Origin of the sequence: Natronosalvus caseinilyticus, from assembly GCF_017357105.1 — an archaeon.
Lineage (GTDB): Archaea > Halobacteriota > Halobacteria > Halobacteriales > Natrialbaceae > Natronosalvus > Natronosalvus caseinilyticus.
Window position 1 is genome coordinate 36,973 of sequence record NZ_CP100395.1, and the last position, 19,416, is coordinate 56,388.

At 53.6% G+C, this 19,416-nt stretch carries 14 protein-coding genes; 6 read left to right on the forward strand and 8 right to left on the reverse strand.

Annotated features, from left to right (window positions below; all coding sequences use genetic code 11):
- Positions 1-183 precede the first annotated feature (183 nt).
- Genes J1N60_RS19625 through J1N60_RS19635 form a run of 3 tightly spaced genes read right to left on the reverse strand, consistent with a single transcriptional unit; the run spans position 184 to position 3,628 of the window.
- Positions 184-2,349 carry a type B DNA-directed DNA polymerase gene (locus tag J1N60_RS19625; RefSeq protein ID WP_312912779.1) on the reverse strand — a complete coding sequence of 722 codons (2,166 nt, stop codon included), beginning with the start codon at positions 2,347-2,349 and terminating at the stop codon, positions 184-186.
- 2 nt (positions 2,350-2,351) lie between these two features.
- Positions 2,352-2,657: a DUF8156 family protein gene (locus J1N60_RS19630; RefSeq protein ID WP_312912780.1), complete on the reverse strand. Its 306-nt coding sequence runs from the start codon at positions 2,655-2,657 to the stop codon at positions 2,352-2,354.
- 2 nt (positions 2,658-2,659) lie between these two features.
- The gene (locus J1N60_RS19635) at positions 2,660-3,628 is read right to left on the reverse strand and encodes a hypothetical protein (RefSeq protein WP_312912782.1); all 969 of its coding nucleotides are present in this window, start codon (positions 3,626-3,628) and stop codon (positions 2,660-2,662) included.
- A gap of 302 nt (positions 3,629-3,930) precedes the next feature.
- Here J1N60_RS19635 and J1N60_RS19640 point away from each other — a divergent pair, with 302 nt between their 5' ends.
- Entirely contained in the window at positions 3,931-4,620 is a 690-nt protein-coding gene (locus tag J1N60_RS19640; protein ID WP_312912783.1) for an SOS response-associated peptidase, read from the forward strand.
- Here the strand turns inward: J1N60_RS19640 and J1N60_RS19645 are convergent.
- On the reverse strand, positions 4,597-4,800 hold the full coding sequence (locus tag J1N60_RS19645; protein WP_312912784.1) for a hypothetical protein: 204 nt from the start codon (positions 4,798-4,800) through the stop codon (positions 4,597-4,599). The genes J1N60_RS19640 and J1N60_RS19645 overlap by 24 nt on opposite strands.
- Before the next feature lie 36 nt (positions 4,801-4,836).
- Positions 4,837-5,865 (reverse strand): Cdc6/Cdc18 family protein, encoded by a 1,029-nt coding sequence (locus J1N60_RS19650; protein ID WP_312912785.1) that lies wholly within the window; start codon positions 5,863-5,865, stop codon positions 4,837-4,839.
- Between the two features lie 326 nt (positions 5,866-6,191).
- On the opposite strand from J1N60_RS19650, the gene J1N60_RS19655 reads away from it, so the two are divergent.
- The 4 genes from J1N60_RS19655 to brxC are packed head-to-tail and all read left to right on the forward strand — an operon-like array spanning position 6,192 to position 11,760.
- Entirely contained in the window at positions 6,192-6,797 is a 606-nt protein-coding gene (locus J1N60_RS19655) for a BrxE family protein (protein WP_312912786.1), read from the forward strand.
- Positions 6,794-7,588 (forward strand): BrxA family protein, encoded by a 795-nt coding sequence (locus J1N60_RS19660; protein WP_312912787.1) that lies wholly within the window; start codon positions 6,794-6,796, stop codon positions 7,586-7,588. The genes J1N60_RS19655 and J1N60_RS19660 overlap by 4 nt, the downstream gene beginning before the upstream one ends.
- 13 nt (positions 7,589-7,601) lie before the next feature.
- Complete coding sequence (locus tag J1N60_RS19665; RefSeq protein WP_312912788.1) at positions 7,602-8,138, forward strand: BREX protein BrxB domain-containing protein; 537 nt, start codon at positions 7,602-7,604, stop codon at positions 8,136-8,138.
- 1 nt (position 8,139) lies between these two features.
- A complete protein-coding gene (gene brxC / locus J1N60_RS19670; protein WP_312912789.1) occupies positions 8,140-11,760 on the forward strand; it encodes a BREX system P-loop protein BrxC in 3,621 nt (1,206 codons plus the stop codon).
- A 4-nt stretch (positions 11,761-11,764) separates the two neighbouring features.
- Here the strand turns inward: brxC and J1N60_RS19675 are convergent, their stop codons facing one another.
- Complete coding sequence (locus tag J1N60_RS19675; RefSeq protein WP_312912790.1) at positions 11,765-12,406, reverse strand: hypothetical protein; 642 nt, start codon at positions 12,404-12,406, stop codon at positions 11,765-11,767.
- Between the two features lie 161 nt (positions 12,407-12,567).
- Here J1N60_RS19675 and pglX point away from each other — a divergent pair, with 161 nt between their 5' ends.
- Positions 12,568-16,356, forward strand: coding sequence for a BREX-1 system adenine-specific DNA-methyltransferase PglX (pglX, locus tag J1N60_RS19680; RefSeq protein ID WP_312912791.1), 3,789 nt, complete (start codon positions 12,568-12,570; stop codon positions 16,354-16,356).
- A 40-nt stretch (positions 16,357-16,396) separates the two neighbouring features.
- Here pglX and J1N60_RS19685 read toward each other — a convergent pair whose 3' ends face one another.
- A complete protein-coding gene (locus tag J1N60_RS19685; protein ID WP_312912792.1) occupies positions 16,397-18,292 on the reverse strand; it encodes a hypothetical protein in 1,896 nt (631 codons plus the stop codon).
- Positions 18,289-19,269: a hypothetical protein gene (locus J1N60_RS19690; RefSeq protein ID WP_312912793.1), complete on the reverse strand. Its 981-nt coding sequence runs from the start codon at positions 19,267-19,269 to the stop codon at positions 18,289-18,291. The genes J1N60_RS19685 and J1N60_RS19690 overlap by 4 nt, the downstream gene beginning before the upstream one ends.
- Positions 19,270-19,416: the final 147 nt, after the last annotated feature.

A 19,416-nucleotide genomic window follows, 5' to 3' on the forward strand; every position in this document is an offset into this window, starting at 1 on the left:
CGTCTCAAACATCTCCGAGTGATTTATGCGGACATGGTGGGGGGCGAGGGCTCTTTTTCTTCTATATCTGTAACTGCTCTTCGGGGAATTATGCGGACATAGGGGGGTGTCCCCCTGTATCGATATGTCGGTACAAATCCTCCAGCTTGTTTGGAAGAGAGTGGAACCCCTTCCGATGACTGGTCATTTAGACTTAGCACCTGCGAACTCTGTCAGATCCAACTCCTGTGTCTCGGCGAGTTCCCGCCGAATATCTGTTCGATCCCACCCGAGCGGGGAGAGAATGCTTTCAACAGCACGGATGAGCTGGGTTTCGTAGTACGACGAGTCGTACGCATCGAACTCTTCGTGGGCGAGGGCGACACGCTCCCGCGAGGTTTTCTCGTCGTTGACGACTACATACTTGATATCTTGGCCAGGATAAACTGCGAGATCCTGGTCGCGAGCACGCTTCAGGGCCGCGACGTTCTGGGTGTTCTGTGTATAGCCCTCAAGGGGTTTGGAGACTCGGTTCCGCTCGACGAGCTGCTCCATCGGCACCCCACCCCCATGGAGTGTTTTGATTGCCCGTTTGAGGCAACCAAGGACGGCTCTTGGGGATCGAGTTGCGTCGAGCCGTTCGAGACACTCCCGCTGGACCTTCTCGATGAACGACGGTGTCGACCGCTGTCGGGATTCAATGCCACGGATTTTGAACTCGTCTTCGCCAGCGACCTTTCCGAAATACTTCGTCAACGCACCGGCGTCACTCTCGCGTTGGGGCACGAACGCCACCCAATCGTAGTGGGCTTCGTACTCGAGACGAATGTCGACTGCTTCGGTGATCTCGGTCGCAAGCGCGTCTATATTCTCTCGCTGATCGTCGTCGACGTCCGGATCCGGTGTCACCCAAATCGAATCGACAATGCCGTGGACGACACGCCAGCCACCAGCTTCGAGGCGTTGCTTCGCCGTCAACAGAATTTCGCGAGCGAATGCGTTGATCGCCTCATGACACTCAATTCTCCCATATTTCGCATTGTTAAATCCTTGGTACCCGAAGCAGGCGACGAGTATCCATTTCAGGGCTCCCGACCGCCCTTCGAGTTCTTCGAGGCGTTCCTCGCCAGGGTCGTCCCGTTCTTGTTCGCGACGGATCGCGGCCTTGATCTCCTCACGCGCATCGATAATCGGCTGGAGGACATCGACGAGGTAGCTGCGTTCGTCACAGATCGAATAGCCGAGGCCGGGAACATCGTCGCGGCCGCGATGGCACTCACACCGGATCACGTCGGGTGACACGTTCCGCGTGCAGATGATATTCGGGTACAAGGATGAGAAGTCGAGTTCATGGACATCCTCGTGGAGTCCGACCTCCGGCGCGAAGATGAACCCACCACGGTCAGCGTCGTGGAGCATCCCCATCGATTTGTACGCCTCGTGCCGCCAGGAGTTCCACGGAACGAGGACTTTTCGCTCGTGGGCTTCGCAGACCTGGATAGCTGTGAGAACGTTGCCAATTGACGCCCAGGCTGCCTCCTGAATCGGTTTGCGTGACCGCGAGACGAGGTCGAGGACGCCATCAATATTGGTCTCGCCGAAAAAGAAGGTGTTACTCTCGTCGATGATTGCTCGCCCAGGCACGTTGTATCGCGCCGGGGAGTGCCCGACCCGTCCGTAGCTTGCGTAGGTCGATCGACTCGCGAGTTGCTGGTAATCGACGCCACCCCATCGACTCAGCGAGAAGTCGTCGACGCCGGCGCTGGTAGCCATCCCGTACAGGGTCGGAATGATCTGGCTCGTCGAGCAGACGAGGACATCCGGGTCGTGTTGCTCGAGCGCCGCCTGGACTGCCGTCAGGATGTCTGCTGGCGGGCCTGTAACCGTATCGCCGCCGACGGACAGTTCAGTGTACACGTCGCCACTCGTCTCCGTTATCGGGACGCTGAGTCGGAGTGTGGAGAGGTCGCTCGCCGGCAACGGGTTTACCTCGTTCTCGAGACAGTACCTGAACTCTCGTGAAAGGTCGACGTTGAAGCAGGCGAGATCCCCAACCGGATAGTCGGACAACTGGCGTGCCTGCCGGGCGAGGGTCGTCACGCGGTCAATGTGACCGACGTCGACGGCGAGAACGTCCTCCTCGTCGCGACGGAAGCCGGTCCGCCGGGAGACTACCTCGGTCGCGACAACATCCGGGTGACGCTCGTAGACCGTTCGAAGGTTCGTGAGGTCGATATCTACATCGGGTGAGCGTGGGGCTACATAGAAACGCGGTGTGTAGTCGTCACGTTCGGTTACGACGGCACCGTTGGCTACTGATTCCCATTCAAGGATGCGGCCGTCATCGAGGTAGTCGATTGTGAACGGCATGGCTACTCGTTTCCATCGCGCGGGTCGACCTCCGGGTCGTATTCGGCTTCGCGCGCTTCCTCGAGATCGTCGAGGCGATCTTCGAGGCTGTCGAGTCGCGCTTCCTGTTCGAGATCGATGCTGAGGAGCGCCGGCATGAACGGGTTCTGGTGGTTCAAAAGCCCACTCGCGTCGGCGTGCTCGCGGGCGTAGGTGAACAGCTGATCGAACCGTGGTTGGTCGCGACGACGAAGCGCGCGACGGAAGTCCGACCAACGGTCCTCGATGACTCGTAGTGCGTCCCGGTACGTCGGATTGGTCCGCCCCATCGCTATCGCCCTCCAGCACCGACAGTACCAGTCCACGCATCGAGGAGTGGGTTTGCGGTGAGCGATGCGATCGATCCGTCGGCAATCACACCCAGCCCGATGTCATCAGTGGCATCAGTCGGGGACGGGGGTGCAGCTGGTTCCAGCCCGACCTGTTTCGCACGAGCACCGAGCAGCTGCCGCCAGTAGGCAAACGTCGTCTGGTAGTACGCACCGCCGTCGACGGGATAGATGAGCGTTTCGAACTCGTCACCGACGAACCGTGGCCCCATCTGCGTTTGCTCACACTCTAAGTGGTGCTCAGCTGCCGTTGCGACAGATGCCGTGAACTCATCGGGCTTGGTTCGGGTAACGAGAATAGGGACGTCGTATCCCTCGGCGTAGGTAGCGAGTCGTGCGAGCGTACGCGCTTGGAGTGTCGCTGCATGGGTTTCTCCAAGCGTATCGTCGGCACGGTACTGCGCGTCGACGGCTGGAGCGACGATGAGTGAAGGGGTGTACCGAGTTGGTTCATCGTCGCGTCCAGGTGACCGGGAATTCGTCGCGCCGGCGTCTGTGGTCGTGGTCTGTCGGACGTACTGATTTACTGCCTTTGGGAGATCGCAGACCGCTCCATAATGCTGATAGGCAGTGAAGCCCCGCGCAACGTGGATACGGTCGAGCAGTCGTTGGCTGGGCGATATCTGCGCGAGGGCGGTTGTCGTTGCGTGACCGTTAGCATCAACCCAGAATGCGGGTCCGTCGTGCATGAGCAAGTGATCGAGGACGAGGGACTGGAGTATCGGGACCCCACGGCCACCGTCGATATCCAGGAGTGTGATGCCGTCGTCGAGCGAGGGAAGCAGGATGTTCTCGTCCCCTGGATCAGCTTTGTCGACGAGATTCTGATTCCGATCTGCCCCCCGTGATGGCCGATTTACCGCCAACTGCTTCGACGACGTGTTCGACGTCGGCGTGGAATCTTCGAACATGCTCAACTATATGCTAACCAACCCGATAAGCCGCGGCGTGTCGCTTCCGCGTTTCAGGAAAGAGTGTGGGCTCGGGAACTACAGCGGCGCAGTCATACGGTTTTACCGATTTGAATCACCATTTCCAGGAACGCTTCCGGAATCGTCAGATCCTATCCACATGGTTAACCAACGCCAGCGGGTTCTGGGATCATCTGTTGGTTAATCATGTCGTGTCACGATCCTCGAGAGTCACAAAGTGGTCATACTTTCTCTGCTGACCGTGACATACGTTCAAGACTGTCCCCCGCGAATCTCTGTGTATGTGTGGACGAAATTCCCTTTTCGTCTCTCAGGACGACCTAGAGACCCGGTTCAATGCTGAGGTTGTCGCCGACGGCGGATACACACCACGCTACAATATCGCTCCGGGCGATGATTTGGAAGTCATCACGAACGAGGCAGACGACGAGATCGACCGATATCACTGGGGATTGATTCCCTTCTGGTCGAATGAACCGCAAGAGGGAATCATCAACGCTCGCTCGGAGACAGCGGACGAGAAGCGTGTCTTCAAACGTGCTTGGGAATCCCGGCCCTGTCTTGTCCTTTCATCGGGGTTCTATGAGTGGAAATCGGCAAATGGTGGCCCGAAGCAGCCGTATCGGATTCATCGAGAAAACGGCCCAGTGTTTGCAATGGCCGGTCTCTGGGACGTGTGGGAGGGCGAAGCGGACACGATTACGTGTGTGACAATTCTAACGACCGAACCAAACGACCTGATGGAACCGATCCACGACCGGATGCCGGTCGTTCTGCCGGAAAGCGCTGAGACCGAATGGCTCTCTGCTGGCCCAGACGCCCGCAAGGAACTCTGTCAGCCCTATCCAGAAAATGACTTGGCGGCGTACGAGATCTCGACACGGGTCAATAATCCCGGAAACAACGACCCCACCGTCATAGAAGCGCTCGAACACGAGCAATCCGGACTAGGAGAGTTTAGCTCCGGATAATCTCATATGCATCTCGTGCCCAAACTCAACTATTCCAGTCGGATGGACATCCCATTCACCGACCGAGCCTGATCCACCGCTTTCGTGGACGTCATATCCTTCTCCTCGTAGAAACGCCATCGAGAGATCCTCGAAAGTATGGCCGTCAATTTTGTCGAGAGCGAACTCCAGTTGGTCCATACACAATTGGTTGATTCTAGCTTACGAAGGCATTCGTCATTGAGTGGCTGATGCGGTCGTCGAATCGACGAGGGAGTATTCTCGATCTCGACTCGTACCCTCCGCCTTGAGGAGATTGTACTGCGCCATCTTCGAGAGATACGTTCGGACGGTCCGTTTCGTCCGGGGATCATCAACCTCCTCAGTGTAGCGGTCGTGGATGTCGCTTGGCCCAAGCGGGCCGTGCTCACGGACGATATCGTAGACGATTCGCTGGTGGGGTGTGAGCGAATCGAGGCTCTTCTGCTTAATCTGGGCCCGAGCATCGGTCGCAGCATCGAGGAGAATGTCGTCGGTAATCCGCCCGGTGTTCTCGCGATCCGCCTTACTGGCCGCCGAGCGGAGGATTCCGATGGCGAGACGGGCATCACCAGCGGCTGCGTCCGCAATCCGGTAGAGCTGATCGTTGGTGATGACATCCTGGTCGAGGCCCCACTTCGCGCGAGCCTGCAGGATGTCGTACAGCTGCTCGTCGTGGTAGCTGTCCATTCGGACGTGCTCGCTGGAGCGGAGCCGACTCACAAGGCGATCGTCGACGCGGCTGAACAGCTCTTGTTCCTGATTGGCGATACAGATAATCGCAAACTGGGGGAGACTGTGCAAGTCGTAGATGACGCTTGCATCCTCGAGTTGGTCGGCCTCGTCGAGGATGACGACTCTCCGAGGGCCGTCGTACTGCTGGAGTCGGTCGACCAGTTCGTCGTGGGGTGTCGACTGGCGATGAATGTCGATGGTTTCTCCGAGCCCATCGAGAATCTGGTAGAGAGTGCGGAATCTGGTGTAGTTGCGCCAGCAGTTGACGTAGGTGGCCTCGACGTCGAGCACCTCTTCTCGGAGGCGTTCTGTGACAAACTGGGAGATACAGGTTTTCCCGACGCCGCTGGGGCCGGTGACGATAGCAGTTTCGGCGGGTTCCCCGTTCGTGATCGGTTCGAGAACGGTGGAGAGGTGGTTGACCTCCTGGTCGCGATGCTCGACTTCTCTGGGAACAAACCCGGCACGAAGGACGCGAGCATCGCGAATCATGCGGTAGTGACAGACTGATTTCTCGTCAAGACTTATAAGCATGACCGGGTCGTTTCCGGAAAGTAGTTAGTGTGGCTTCTGAGAGTCGTGACGACCGTACGCAGTCGAGCGGTTTCTGTCTATGAACTCGCCTGTTTCCGGAAACTTCCAGAATTATCTTCTATTCCGACGGCTGAGAAATCGAAAACGGCTGTGAACTCACGTAGTGTGGCCTGAAGACCGCTTCTCTCGATTATTTATTCTAGCCGAATCCGTGAAACACCTTGGTACTAGTCGTGGAACCAAGACACGTGAATACTATAGGGCCGGTCACTAATCGGTACGGTATGTCAACCGGATCACTCAAGGAGACTCTCACAGCTGTTCAAGACGAGTTGGGATCACTCGGTGTAGAGGATGCGTTAGCGCGTGAAGTGCTCTCGTATCGACTCCTCATCGAACGATTGGGGGAAGACGGCAACAATGATTGGTGGGACTCTATTGTATTGACCGAAACCGGACGTGACCGGCTCGAAGAGGTAACGCCCAAGACGGCAACGAGGTCTCGTATTGAACTTGCACAGCGCATCGGTCGAAAGGTGGAGCAAGAGCACGTTCCCGAAGATTCACTTTCTCTCTTCTATCTCGGGCCGACAGCCGAGTCACAGATCGACGCCGAACTCGAGAGCGTAGTAGATGAAGAGGGTTCCTTCCAGGTACTCGAATCACTCTCGAAGACGATTAAAGAGCCAGGCTGGTCTGAACGTCTCGTCAGTGACGCTGAACCCGTTTCGTCGGCGACAGACTCGACGATACTGCTCGGCGAGGTTAACGATGAAACAGACCTGAAATCACGAAACACACTCCGTGACGTTGCTCGTCGGTGTGTACTCGCGTATGGTCAGTCGACTGCAGCCACTCTCCGAGTGCCCTACTACGCCATCGACCGATGATGAAACAACCAGTAGATCCGGACGACGTTGAGTACGATTCGTGGATAGCGCACAACACGACGTACATTGAGGAAACAAAGCGCGTTCTCGAGAAATACGTCGAGCACGAATCGTTCGACGCTGTCAAAGAGCGTGTGATCGAAGAGAATATTCTGAACAAGGATACCCACAAGTATCGGAGAGATGTCTTTCGTGAGATTGCCCGTCGATATATCCCCCGCGAAGACGAGTACGTCGAAACGCCGTTGATGCATGTACTTGCTTCAGATGTCGACGATTCCGTCAAAGAGTGGGTTCTCTATTACGAATTTTCCCAGAATAGTCTCATACATCGTTTGACAATCGACTTCCTGTACGAGAAATATACGTCGGGAGCGCTTCTTATTCAGGCACCCGAAATCCGGGCGTACATCACCAAGTTAGGGGAGGATCACCCCGAGATACAGGACTGGTCGCAGAGTACACTCGAAGAAGCGAGTACGAAGTATCTGAGCTCGCTCAAGAACTTCGGGCTGTTAAAAGGGAGACAGGAAAAAGAGTTTGCAGTGTTCTACGTGCCAGACGAAGCGATTGCGTACGTTTGCTACCGACTGTACGGGGACGATGCTGAAACCGTCGATGAGCTCGTTTCACATCCCGATTGGCGACTCTTTCTCTTTGACGAAGACGAGGTGCGACGGAGACTACAAGGAATTAGTCCACGATACGTCCGTTACGAAAAACGAGGCAGCACCGAACGGATCGAACCGGTATTCGACGACATTAACGAGGTTATCGATGACTTCGAGTAACGTACAATCGCGAATGGAGGAACTCGAGTCGCTTACGATAGACAACCGTGAACGGATTGGCCGACGGACAGGTGTGCCGTTCATAGTCTTCACCTACGAGCCAAAAGATGAGCTCTCCGTCGAAGAGACGGTGGAAGCGTACGTGAAAAAACTCCGGAACCGGGGACAATCAGTCGAGCTCATCGATATGCGTGATCTCGTCTTTTCTCTCCTCGAAGAGGAACGGATCCTCGATGCTGTGATCGAGAAAGAGCAGGCTGACGAAGGTGAGTTAAGCGAGGGACTCTCTTCCGTTCTTCTTGGTGGGCGAACTGATGAACAGGGACTCATTGCCGAAACGATCAAAAGCCGAATCGGTGATGTCGACACCGCTGTCGTGTACCGAACCGGTATCTTGTATCCCTTTGCAGGGATTTCCTCGATTCTCATGCAGCTGGAGAACGAGATCGAGACGCCGTTCGTGGTATTCTATCCGGCGGTCAAGGATGACAAGAGTTTAAAATTCCTCGACAAAACAGAGGGAGCATACTACCGCGCCCGGGTGATCTAATATGAGTTCAAACACCATTACGACGATTGAGGACATCTTCTATCGGAAGATCGATAGGCACATCAACCGCGTCGTCAAGGTCGAGCAAGACGATACGGAGACAGTTAAACAGGAACTCGACGAGTACGTGCTGACCGGATCTCTCGAACAACACTATCTGAAGATTCTGGAAGCGATTCGGGAGACGGAACACAATCCAACTGACGAGACGGGTGTTTGGATCTCTGGTTTCTTTGGATCAGGGAAAAGCCACTTCATGAAGATCCTCGGCTACGTACTGGAGGATAAGACCCTTCCCGACGGCCGATCGGCGTCAGATGCGTTCAAACCGCGAGCGCAAGACGAGACGCTAAAGGCGACCGTCGATGCCGTGAGTCGAACGTTCGATTCTGAAGTGCTGATGTTCCAAATCGGGTCGCGAACAAGCCGGGCGGGGGAAGATTCGATCACCGACGTCATCAACCGCGAGTTCAATCGGAAACGCGGCTACGCAGAACTGCCGTGGGTCGCTCGACTCGAGGAGGATCTTGAAAATGAAGGGCGATACGAAGCGTTCAAGGAAGCAGTAGAGGCTGAGGATGGTCGGGTGTGGGAGGACGTTCGCCAAACTGCGGCGTTCGTCGAGCCGAAGATCGAACAGGGACTTATCGATGCCGTCCCCGACTTCGACGAACAGGACGCGAAAAACGCGATAACGAACGTCAAAGAGGAGCCTGAGATCACTCCTGCCTCGCTGGCGGAACGAATCCTCAATTACGTCGACCAGAAAGAACGGAAGACCGACCAGGACGTTCGCTACTTCGTCTTTCTCGACGAAATCTCGCAGTTCATCGGTGACGACGAACAGATGCTCCTCGAGCTACAGAGCATCGCCGAAGAGTTCGGCCAGCAGGGCATGGGTAAACTGTGGCTCGGCGTCACGTCACAGGAGAAACTCGAGGAGTTGGTCCCAGGTGTTCTCGCAAAGAACCTCGAGGAATCAAAGGTCGGTGACCGATTCCCGCATCAAACTGATCTGATCTCCGACAACCTTGAGGACGTCGTCCGCGATCGAATTCTGCAGAAGAAGGGGGAGGCGATCCCGTCGATTGAGTCGTTGTACGACGAGAATGAGGGGCGATTGAGTGCCAGGTACAAACTCCATTCGTCCCGTCAGATGGAATCCATCGAAGAGGAGTCCTTCGTCGAGTGCTACCCGTTTCTGCCCTACCAGCTGGAGATCCTCCCTCAGATCTTCGCCGCCCTACGGGGTCGAGGATCAGACGATCGGTTAACGGGGCGAGAACGAACACTCATCGACGTTACACAGAGCGTTTTCAACGAACCACACAACCTACGAAATCGAGAACTGGGATCGCTCGCTACGCTCGACCTGGTGTACGAAGAGATCGTCGAGGACATCGACGATGACGATCAGCGGACGATCGCTAATGCGGCCCCACAGGAAGTCGACGAGGAGTTAGCACGTCGAGTACTGAAATCACTCTACTTGCTCCAGCGACTCGACTGGATACCGAATACGGCAGCGAACGTCGCGACGACACTGTACGACGAGATAGGCGACATGAGTGCCCTCGAGAGTCAGATCGAGGAGGTACTCGAGCAGTTAGTCGAGGAGGGCTACGTCGGCCGAAGCGAGGAAGGATACCGGTTCCTGCAAGAATCGGAACGGAAACTCGAGGACGAAATCGCCTCGGTCAACGTCAACGAAGGAGAAATCCGGCGTCGATCGAAAGAGTTCGTCCGCGAGAGCCTGGACAACGCCGATACGGTCCGGTACCGAGAACAGGCGTTTTCCCTCTCGATCGAGGCCGATGGTGAGCAACTTTCGGACAAAGGGTACATTCATCTGCACGCGTACTCTCCCGTTCATCAGCAGTACGAGGAGGTCGATCCGCGGACGCTGAAAACTCAGAGTTTCGACCAGGGAGACACGATTTACTGGATCGCCGACGACACCGATGCAGACGACATCAAGAGTCGGATCAAACGCATTACCCAGATCGAGCAGATCGTCTCCGAGAAGCGAGGCCAGCAAACCAGTTCCGAAGAGCAGGAAGCACTCGACCAGAAGAAGGAAGATCTCACGCGGATGCGTCGAAGCGTCGAGCGAGATATCGACGCCGGCTTCCAGACGGGGACACTGATCTACCACGGCACCGAGACAAAACTCGAGGAGTCTGGCACGCGACTCGATCGAATCGTCCAGGATCCGGCTCGAGACGCAGTTGAACGCGTCTTCACCAAACTCGATGATGGGTTAGGAAGCGTAAGCAACCGAAACATCGAAGCCCTGTTCGGCGATCTCGAAGGGCGGTCGAACCCGGCAGTGTTCAAAGAGTTGAACGTCGTTATCAACGGCGAATTGAATTCGGAAGCTCGGATCGCGAGTGAGGTGGCCGACGAGATTGATTCCCGTGAGAAAACCGGCGAAGTGCCAACTGGGAAGGCACTGATCGAGCATTTCGAGGAACCACCGTACGGATGGAGCCGCGACGTGGTCAGGCTCGCGGCTGCTGTGTTGTTCCGAAACGGGTCGATCATGGCGATATACAAGGAACAAACGTTCGACAGTTACGTCGACGACGGTGCACAGGAGGTGTTCACGCAGATTTCGAAGTTTCGGGATGCCTCCTTCAAGGAACGTGAGACGGTCGATCCCGAAGTTCGAAACGAAGCGAAACAGACCCTGGACATCCTGTTCGATAAAAAGGTCAAACAGACCGATCAAGAAGTCGCACAGGGGATTTCGGAGGTCTCGAGTGAGTGGATTGAGAAGTGCAAAGAGCGGCAGACGAAGCTCGAGGACGCCTTCTTCCCGCTCCGTGATGAGGCAAAGCGACTCGTTACCTTACTTGAAGGGATCCGCAGCAAGGGCACGTCTGCTGCAAAGATCAACGCGTTCCTCGAACACAAGGACGAACTGGAAGACCTGGTCGATACGGTGAAGAAAATCGTCCAGTTCGATCAGTCTGGCAAACTCGAGAAGTACGCAATCTATCGTGAGTTCCTCGAAAACGAGTGGGAAGAGTTCAAAACGCTCGAACAGACGTCGTCGTTTGTCGAGATTAGCGACGACGTCCACGAGGCAGCTAGGCAACTCGAGGGTGAGATCGATTCGACGGCGATCATGGAGAACTGGTCGAACGTCGAGACGGACTATCACACGATCGCTAACGCCTACGCTCGGACGTACGAGGATCTCTACACGAAACGGTACGAGTTGTACTCCCGTGCAGCCGACGACGTCCGTGCCCTGGGTGCTGACCTCGACAACGACGACCTGGAGACGGCGGTCGAGCCGTTGACGAGCCGGATGGGGGATGCATCGATTTCCGTCGACGTTGACGGGCGTTCGCACCTGAATCTCAACCCGAGTCTCAAGCAGTTGAGTGAGTACCTCCAGACCGTCGACTCCTATCGACGGACGGCTCGGGATCTCGTCGACAAGCTTCGTCCGAAAGACGAGGACGTCACTCACCACCGCGTCGAACTCGAGGAGTTCTTCGGTGGGGTCGTCGTGAGTGAGGAATCCGACCTCGATGCGCCGATTGATCGGCTTCGGACGGAAGTGCTCGAGTTACTCGAGGAGGAAGGAGAGGTCGAGGTACACTTCGAGTGATCCGTTAGAGGTGTTGGCTGGCGTCCTTCTCGACGGCAGATTTGCGTAGCACGTCGACGTCACCCATGAGCTGGCGAGTCTGGAACGCATTGTAATTCTCCTGTTCTTTGTGTCGTCTCGGGAGGAGGGCAAATGCGTCGGCGAGATCGAGGGTGGCAATTTCCCGTGCTTTAGCGTTGGGTGGACGAGCAACGATCCGCCAGAACACGCCATCAGTGGCGAAGGCGATTGCCGGTTCGGCACAATCACTGTTGAGGTATTTGGTGACGTTCTCTTGCGCCTCGTCGACGTTGTTCGGTGTCTTGACCTCGCCGAAAACGGTGCAGTCAACCCTACAGTCAAAATTTTGAATACCGAAATCCGGCGTGAGTCGATCCCACCGTGGGTAGTAGTACGGCTGGGGCCAGTATTCGTATCCGAACGCCTCGAGGGTCGGCCAGATCAGGTGTTCCTCGACGAATCGTTCCGGCTCTTGGCCGATTTTCGTGCCGTCGATGATTGTATCGTTGGTGGCAACCTGTTCGAAGTGAGCGGGAGCATTTCGTCGGGAGAACTCATCGGCGAAATTCTCGAGGATTCTGAGCAATCGTTGAGCGAACCACGAATGATCGGTGATACTCGTCGCCTGACTACGTTCCTTCGGCATGCTGTGGTCGGCAGTCCTCACGGAGATTGCAAATACGTTGTTATCATCTATGGCACCAGTGATCTGTTCGAGATCACGGATTCACGTAGCCTCTTTCCGGTCTGTGACCGTAGATGATGAGTCGACGAAACACTAGTTTCATACGGATGCTGTTTGTGGTAGTGACTATACAGCGCGGGGATGGCTTCGCCGTTCCCGACCTAACGTACAATCAATCTATTATGGCAGCTACGACCCACCAAAACGGACTCAGCGCAGACGATCGATCGGACATCCGAAGCACCATTCTAAGTGCGCGGTCGACACTCGAGGAGGAATTCGAACGCCAGCTCGAGCGCTACGGGATCTACGACGATGATCGTGTCCCGGTGAGTTCGCTCTCGCATCTCTCCGTGGAAGACATCGCAACTCGAAAGGAGATTGATGCGGCCCTCGAACGGGAACTCGAGGCGACCGACGGACTCTACGGCCGAGCCTACCAGAACTACATCCGCGAGGCGACCAAGGAGTATCTCAATCGCTTCGTAGGGATGAAGACGATCGAGGCGAGGGAATTAGTGACCGAAACTCTCCGCACGCGGCCGGAGTACGGCGGACGGTCGTACATGCACTACACGGTCGATGAGATCGCAGGGGAGTTGACCGATACACCGGACGATGGACTCGGAGTAGCGCTGGATCTTGCCTACCAAGAGATCGGTTCGGAGATTCGAGTGTTGTTCGACGGCTCGGACTACACCGCCCTTGAGCCGGACTTTGCGATTCGACGGGAGGTACTTGAGGAACTCGACGAACTCGGTGACGACGTATGGCAGTCGGACGAGGCAATGGGTTGGGTCTACCAGTATTTCGGGGAGAACGAGCGTAAGGAGATCGACGAACGGATCGATTCGGAGAACTACAAGGTACAGGATACGGACGTGGCGACGAAGACCCAGCTGTTCACGCCGCGCTACATCGTCGAGTGGATGGTCGACAATTCGCTGGGGCGACTGTGGCTCGAGATGCACGGCAACGAGACGAATATCGACGACGAGGACAAGTGCTTCTACCTCGCGCCGCTCGAGGAGTCGTTGATCGATCGCGAGCCGAAGGACGTCCGCGAGATCAAGGTGCTCGATCCGGCGTGTGGCAGTGGCCACATGCTGTTCTACGCGTTCGACGTATTGTACGAGATGTACCTCGAGCAGGGTGACGTCCCAGAAAAGCATATCCCGCGCGAGATCCTCAAGAACAACCTCTACGGGATCGACATCGACGAAGGAGCGGCCCAGATTGCGGCGCTAGCGCTGTATGTGAAAGCCAAGAGCCACGCCCCGGAGGTGGCCATCGAGGGGATGAATATCGTCTCGGCGAACGCCGTGTTAGTCAATGGTGAGAAGAAACAGGAGGTGCTCGAGCGGGCAGATACCGAGCTGGAACGGCGAGTGCTCGAGCAGGTGTGGACGAGTTTCGAGCATATTAGGGAATGGGGGAGTCTTGTTCGAATTGAGGAGCAGATTGAGGAGATCATCGAGGAGGAACTCGAGGAGATTGGCTCGACGGGCCAGGCACAGTTTACCAGTGATGGAAAGTTGGCGACGCAGTCCTCGGTGATGTCGTACTCGGGTGAGGAAGAATCGTGGGAACAGGTGAAAGAGGGGTTGCTCGAGCAGGTTACGGAGTTGGCTGTGGAGGCGCTCGAGCAGAACGATCCTGTCGAAGAAATGTTTGCAGGAGAAGTCGAGAAATCTGTTCGACTCTTGGACGTCTTTCTCGAGGATTACGAAGTCGTCGTTTCGAACCCGCCGTATCTCGGAAGCGGGAAAATGGGCGAGACGCTCAAGCAGTACGTGAAAGACAACTATCAAGGAAGCAGAGACCTCTATACAGCGTTTATCGAACGGTGTACGGAGTTTTCGGCTGGCAATCAGTACATCACAATGGTTACGCCGGAGAGTTTCATGTTCCTCTATAGCTATCGTGGCCTTCGAAAAGAACTGGTTTCAAACGTTCAGATTATCGAGGGCGCACATCTGTCACGATACGGCTTCGATCAAGCCAAAGATTCGTACACTATTCCTTTCGTACTGCGAAATAGTGATCCCTCAGAATTTGATAGCTCGAGATTCTATCGAATGACTCACGAGCAAGAGGAATACGCTCATTATGAGGATAAGATCCGCGGGTTAAAAACGATCACCGAGACGCATCGGAGTGGTCAGGAGCATGACGATATCTATGTGTTAAACCAGAACTCCTTTGATGAAATACCTCAGACAATCCTTGCCTATTGGTTTGGAAAAAATATACTATTATTATTTGAGAAGCATGAGTTCTTGAATCATTATTCAGATGTTTATAGCGGCCTTTCGACCGGAGATAATAAGGTTCACTTGAGGAAGATGTGGGAAGTTCCAACTGATGAAATTGGAGATAAATATCAATGGTATGTAAGTAATGGAAGAGATGTAGACTATTATGATTACTTAGATACTGTTGTAAGATGGATAGATGAGGGCCGAAACATAAAAGAGCATGCTGACAAGCATGGCAAACACTATCAGGGACTCTCAAAAATAGGACACTATTTTGACGTTGGCGTAGTGTTCAGAGACTTCAGTAGCGAATTCACAGCAAAGTATCTGCCGAAAAATTGTATCCACAGCAAGAAAGCTTACTATATTGATTCTGTTGAGGTGTCTGATCACTACCTTTTGGCATATCTAAATTCAAGCTTAGCTAGATATATTATAAAGGGATTAAATCCGAGTATGAATTTTAATCCAAGTGATGCTGAGAATGTCCCTATGAAAAGTAGGATCGCTAATCAGGAAAGAGTGGAGGAATTAGCAAAGAAGTGCGTTGAAAGACGGAAAAAACAGTTTAGACTTAATGAGGCCTCTTCAGAATTCTCCCCGAATGAATTAGTCAACCATGTATTTAACCTACGATATTACGAAGAGAAGAGTAGTGATGTGCAGATCATCAGTGGAATAATTGACAAGATGATTTTCGATGGATACGAAATTGTACCATCGTACAGAGATGAGATACACAAGAGTGTTCATCAAAACCTTGCCTCCTACCCCCACATAGTCAACGTAGGCCGTCTCGAAATCAACGAACACGAGTTCCGCGACGAAGTCCCGACGAAGAAACTTCCCGACGACGAGTATGAGGATCTAATCGTCGAGATAGCCGATCTAAAGGACAACGACGTCCGCGAAATCTCCGAAGAGCTCGAAGTCTCCCCCTACACCGTCACCATGGTGCGGCACGAACACGACCTATACACCCGAGACGAAAAACGCGAAGCAGCTGGCCGTCTCCTCTCCTACTACTTCGGCGTCCTTTTCGGCCGTTGGGACAATCTCGAGAACCAAATCCAACCCTCTAAAGATGGCATCCTCGTCTTCGACGATCAGTTCGACGAAAACGTCACCGATCGTATCCGCGAATGCATCGAGGCCACCTTCGACGACGTCTACGAAAAGGAAGCCGAGATCGAGGAGTTGCTCAACAAGGATATGACCGACTGGCTCCGCGAGAATTTCTTCCGCTATTACCACACGAAGGAGTACCGCCGTCGTGGTCAGCGCATCCCCATCTACTGGCACCTCGAGAGCGACGACGGGGCGTTCAGCTGCTTCCTCTACTACCACGAGATGGATGCCGACACCCTTCCCAAGCTACGAGGGCAGTACGTCGACGCGAAGATTGAAACGCTCGAGAACCGCCTCGAGAGTATCGAGAGCCGGCTCGACGGCGCCGACGACGATGGACAGCGGGAACTCAATGCCGAACTCGAAGAGGTACAGGAGCAACTCGACGATATACGGGACTTTGGGGAACGACTTGACGAACTAATCGACGATGGGTTCGAGCCGGACTTCGAAGCTGGGATCTGGGAGAATATTCAGAAGGTGGATGAGTACGATCTACTGCAGACCGAACTGGACAAGCTTTGAGCGAATAACCGCTCCAATTAGAAATTGGGTGGTGCTTTTGTTAGGCAACCATGAGAAGATGGGCACCGATTATGAAGGCAGATAATACTGTAACCATCAGCGGATACGGATTCCATCTCCGTTTTTGATCGACTGTCTCACCCGGCTCATTATTTTCGCCAGTATCGACTTGTTTTTCCCATGGGAGGGCGACTCGATGATAGCTGTAGGTGTCCGGATCGTAGTACGTTCGCCAACTGAGGTAGACGGTCGTCAGCACAAAGAGTCCGGAGAACCCTACTTGAACCGAGACGAATTCGTACTCTAGATTCGCAAAGCCCACGAAGAAGAGCCCTGCGAACAGCAATAGCGTATGAAAGAGTCTAATCATACGCCGAGACCAGCCAAGGCGTTCGTTCGCATAGCTCAGATACTCATCCGTCCGCCCCTCTAAGTCCTCGAAATCGAAGGCTTGGCCAGAAAAATCCGACATCAACTCTTTGTACGTCTCGTAGTCCTTCTTTCCCTTCGACTTCATCTCATCCAGCTCGTCGATTCGCTGATCGACTAAGGGGAAGTAAAAGAGGAGAATAGCACTGATGACGAACAGCGAAAACGGGATTACGGTGTCAAAGTTACTCCACCGGAGTATGAGAAACAGGTTAGCAACAATTGCACCAAAGAGTGCGAATACTAATCGCTGGATTTCGTCCGACAGAGCCGTCGTGGTGTCTGATACTCGTGAGTTTATTTCCGTCATGAACACGTTAGTGTCACGAACGGCATCACTCAGCTCGGCGAAATTTTTCTCGATTACCTCATTCTCGATAAACTGGTAGCTCTGTTTCACGTCGTCAATATGGTAGGGGAGTTCCGTTATGGTATCACAGTTTTGAACCATGCTTTGACGCCAAAACTCGACGAACTTGGTTCGATTTTCCCGTCTACTGAATTCCTGATAGAGTTCAGCTAGTTGTGACCCCGCCGTTTCTGCTATATCATCAGCCAAACAATCGATATCGACTGGATCATCGTCGAGGGCGTTCGGGCCGTATTCTGCATAGAATCGAAACTCCGACGAGGCTGTTACCACCTTGTCCGAAAAAACTGCAAACATTGAGTAGAGGAAGGCATCGTTGAATAAGATTCGTAGCGACTCTGACGAGGCGAAGAGCGATGGGGTGATAATTGGGGCATTGTGAAAATACGATGTGTTGTCCTTAGTAACGGACATCTTGCTTCGGTACGAGTCGAACTGGCTCGAGAGAAGATCCGGTGTCGCTGAAAGTTGAAACACAGGGAAATGTATGGTTCCATGGATTTTCCGATCGGACCTGTTCTCGTAGTAGACCAGAACAGGCATCTTTTCTGGATCAAACAATCCAGCTGGCCCCTCGGTGAAGGAATGCTCTGCTAACCACTCGCTGAGATTGGAAATGTCGTACCAGAACAGCTGGTTTAGTCGATCTGGAACAACTGTCCAGTTCTCCTTGTTTGAAACCCAAACGTCCAATATTTCGTTCTTATTGATTAAGACCGAGAAATCTATTTCGTACTCTCTTGAGTCATGAACTTTCCAGAGTAAACTGACCAGATTGAAGACTAGTTCACCGACTCGATTATTGCGATCGTGAGCCGCTATTTCTGTCTTGTAGGATGAAGCTTGAATACTGGAATGCTTTGCTAACTCTTCGAAGCCGTCATCACTGAGATCGATACCACGGCGCCCAGTATGAAACAATGGCTTGCTGTACCCGTCAGCGTTAACGTCAATGCTACAGTCCGTCACTAGATCTGGATAGGCGAGTATATTTGAGAGGAGACTTCCGACCTGTCCACGCCGCAACAAGCCAATCTTTACCGTCGCGGTAATGTCACCTGGTTCTTCCTCGATAGCGCCGTTCCGATGAAGGGGGTCAAACGAGTCGAGAAACTCCTCAACGTCCTCTATATTCATAGATACTCAGATAACGCATTTTCGAGGTCCTCGTACTCGTCGAGTTCCGGGAGTTCTTGGTTGCGGTTTCCATCACTTGCTTCCACATCGATTCGTCCACCGACGAAGATTACGAAATAGGTGCCGTCCTTTTTCGCTAACCGAACGTTCCTTTCGACGAGATCCTCGACGTCTACGGAGAGTGAATCTCCACCAATTTCGATACTAATCCGTCCGTCCATTGCGATATCGCCTTCGACTCTGCTCGTCAAATCCGAAAATTCGGATGTGGATTGCACGCTAGCTATTGGACTCCTTCCCTCTGATATATCCTGGACCAACTCCTCGTCCTCCGTCTTGCTATCGGCTAATCGAACGAAATTGGTCCAATACGACGCTGGATCGGATCCAGCAGCTCTCTGGTAGACTTTTGCTTCGTCAAGATGTAACTGTTCGACAGAAAGGTCGTATCTAGGATGAATTATCCCCTTGTGAGTGTTTTCTTGGATAACACTTCGCGCTTCCCTGAGAATTTCAGAAGGGTCCGTCTGATAAGCGTCATCGAGATAGGGTGTTTTGATAATCCCAGCGAAGTTCTCTCCATCGTAAGTATAGGAAATGATGAGGAGCAAGTCTGACCGAGATTGGGACTCTTCCAGGTACCATTCCGCCAGTGCTTCCGAATTTGCATCAAAATTCGCACTGTGGCGAAGTTCCTCGAGAACTGTTCTCGTTACAAAGCCATTGCTCCGTTCTACATCCACCTCCTCGGTGTATTCGTGAATCCTTGCAGATTTACTATTACCATATTCAGGTGTTTTTGATCTTTCTCCTATGGTCGGGTCTTCGATTAAATTCTCTATGAGGTTCTGAGTCACCTCTCGGACTGTCTCATTATCTTCGGTTCGAATATCCTCCGAGTCAAGTATCGCCAATTGGTCTAGTAAGTCATCTTGCTTGACACACCGATATATTGCAACCCCGTTGATATCCACCATGCCAATCAACTCGTAGAATGTTGTTAAATATCCTACGGATACGATCTAATTGATTGTATATGAGAACCCCTTTTACCAAACACGCGCTCTATCCCTCGCTAGCTGGACGGGGTGGTCAGTGAACAACTACAGGAACGTATTTGAAAC

Coding starts and splice junctions, on each gene's coding strand:
- J1N60_RS19635 (WP_312912782.1), bottom strand. CDS start 3,628: ATGTTCGAAGATTCCACGCCGACGTCGAACACGTCGTCGAAGCAGTTG.
- J1N60_RS19655 (WP_312912786.1), top strand. CDS start 6,192: ATGTCAACCGGATCACTCAAGGAGACTCTCACAGCTGTTCAAGACGAG.
- J1N60_RS19660 (WP_312912787.1), top strand. CDS start 6,794: ATGATGAAACAACCAGTAGATCCGGACGACGTTGAGTACGATTCGTGG.
- J1N60_RS19645 (WP_312912784.1), bottom strand. CDS start 4,800: ATGGACCAACTGGAGTTCGCTCTCGACAAAATTGACGGCCATACTTTC.
- brxC (WP_312912789.1), top strand. CDS start 8,140: ATGAGTTCAAACACCATTACGACGATTGAGGACATCTTCTATCGGAAG.
- J1N60_RS19675 (WP_312912790.1), bottom strand. CDS start 12,406: ATGCCGAAGGAACGTAGTCAGGCGACGAGTATCACCGATCATTCGTGG.
- J1N60_RS19665 (WP_312912788.1), top strand. CDS start 7,602: ATGGAGGAACTCGAGTCGCTTACGATAGACAACCGTGAACGGATTGGC.
- J1N60_RS19685 (WP_312912792.1), bottom strand. CDS start 18,292: ATGAATATAGAGGACGTTGAGGAGTTTCTCGACTCGTTTGACCCCCTT.
- J1N60_RS19625 (WP_312912779.1), bottom strand. CDS start 2,349: ATGCCGTTCACAATCGACTACCTCGATGACGGCCGCATCCTTGAATGG.
- J1N60_RS19690 (WP_312912793.1), bottom strand. CDS start 19,269: ATGGTGGATATCAACGGGGTTGCAATATATCGGTGTGTCAAGCAAGAT.
- J1N60_RS19630 (WP_312912780.1), bottom strand. CDS start 2,657: ATGGGGCGGACCAATCCGACGTACCGGGACGCACTACGAGTCATCGAG.
- J1N60_RS19640 (WP_312912783.1), top strand. CDS start 3,931: ATGTGTGGACGAAATTCCCTTTTCGTCTCTCAGGACGACCTAGAGACC.
- J1N60_RS19650 (WP_312912785.1), bottom strand. CDS start 5,865: ATGATTCGCGATGCTCGCGTCCTTCGTGCCGGGTTTGTTCCCAGAGAA.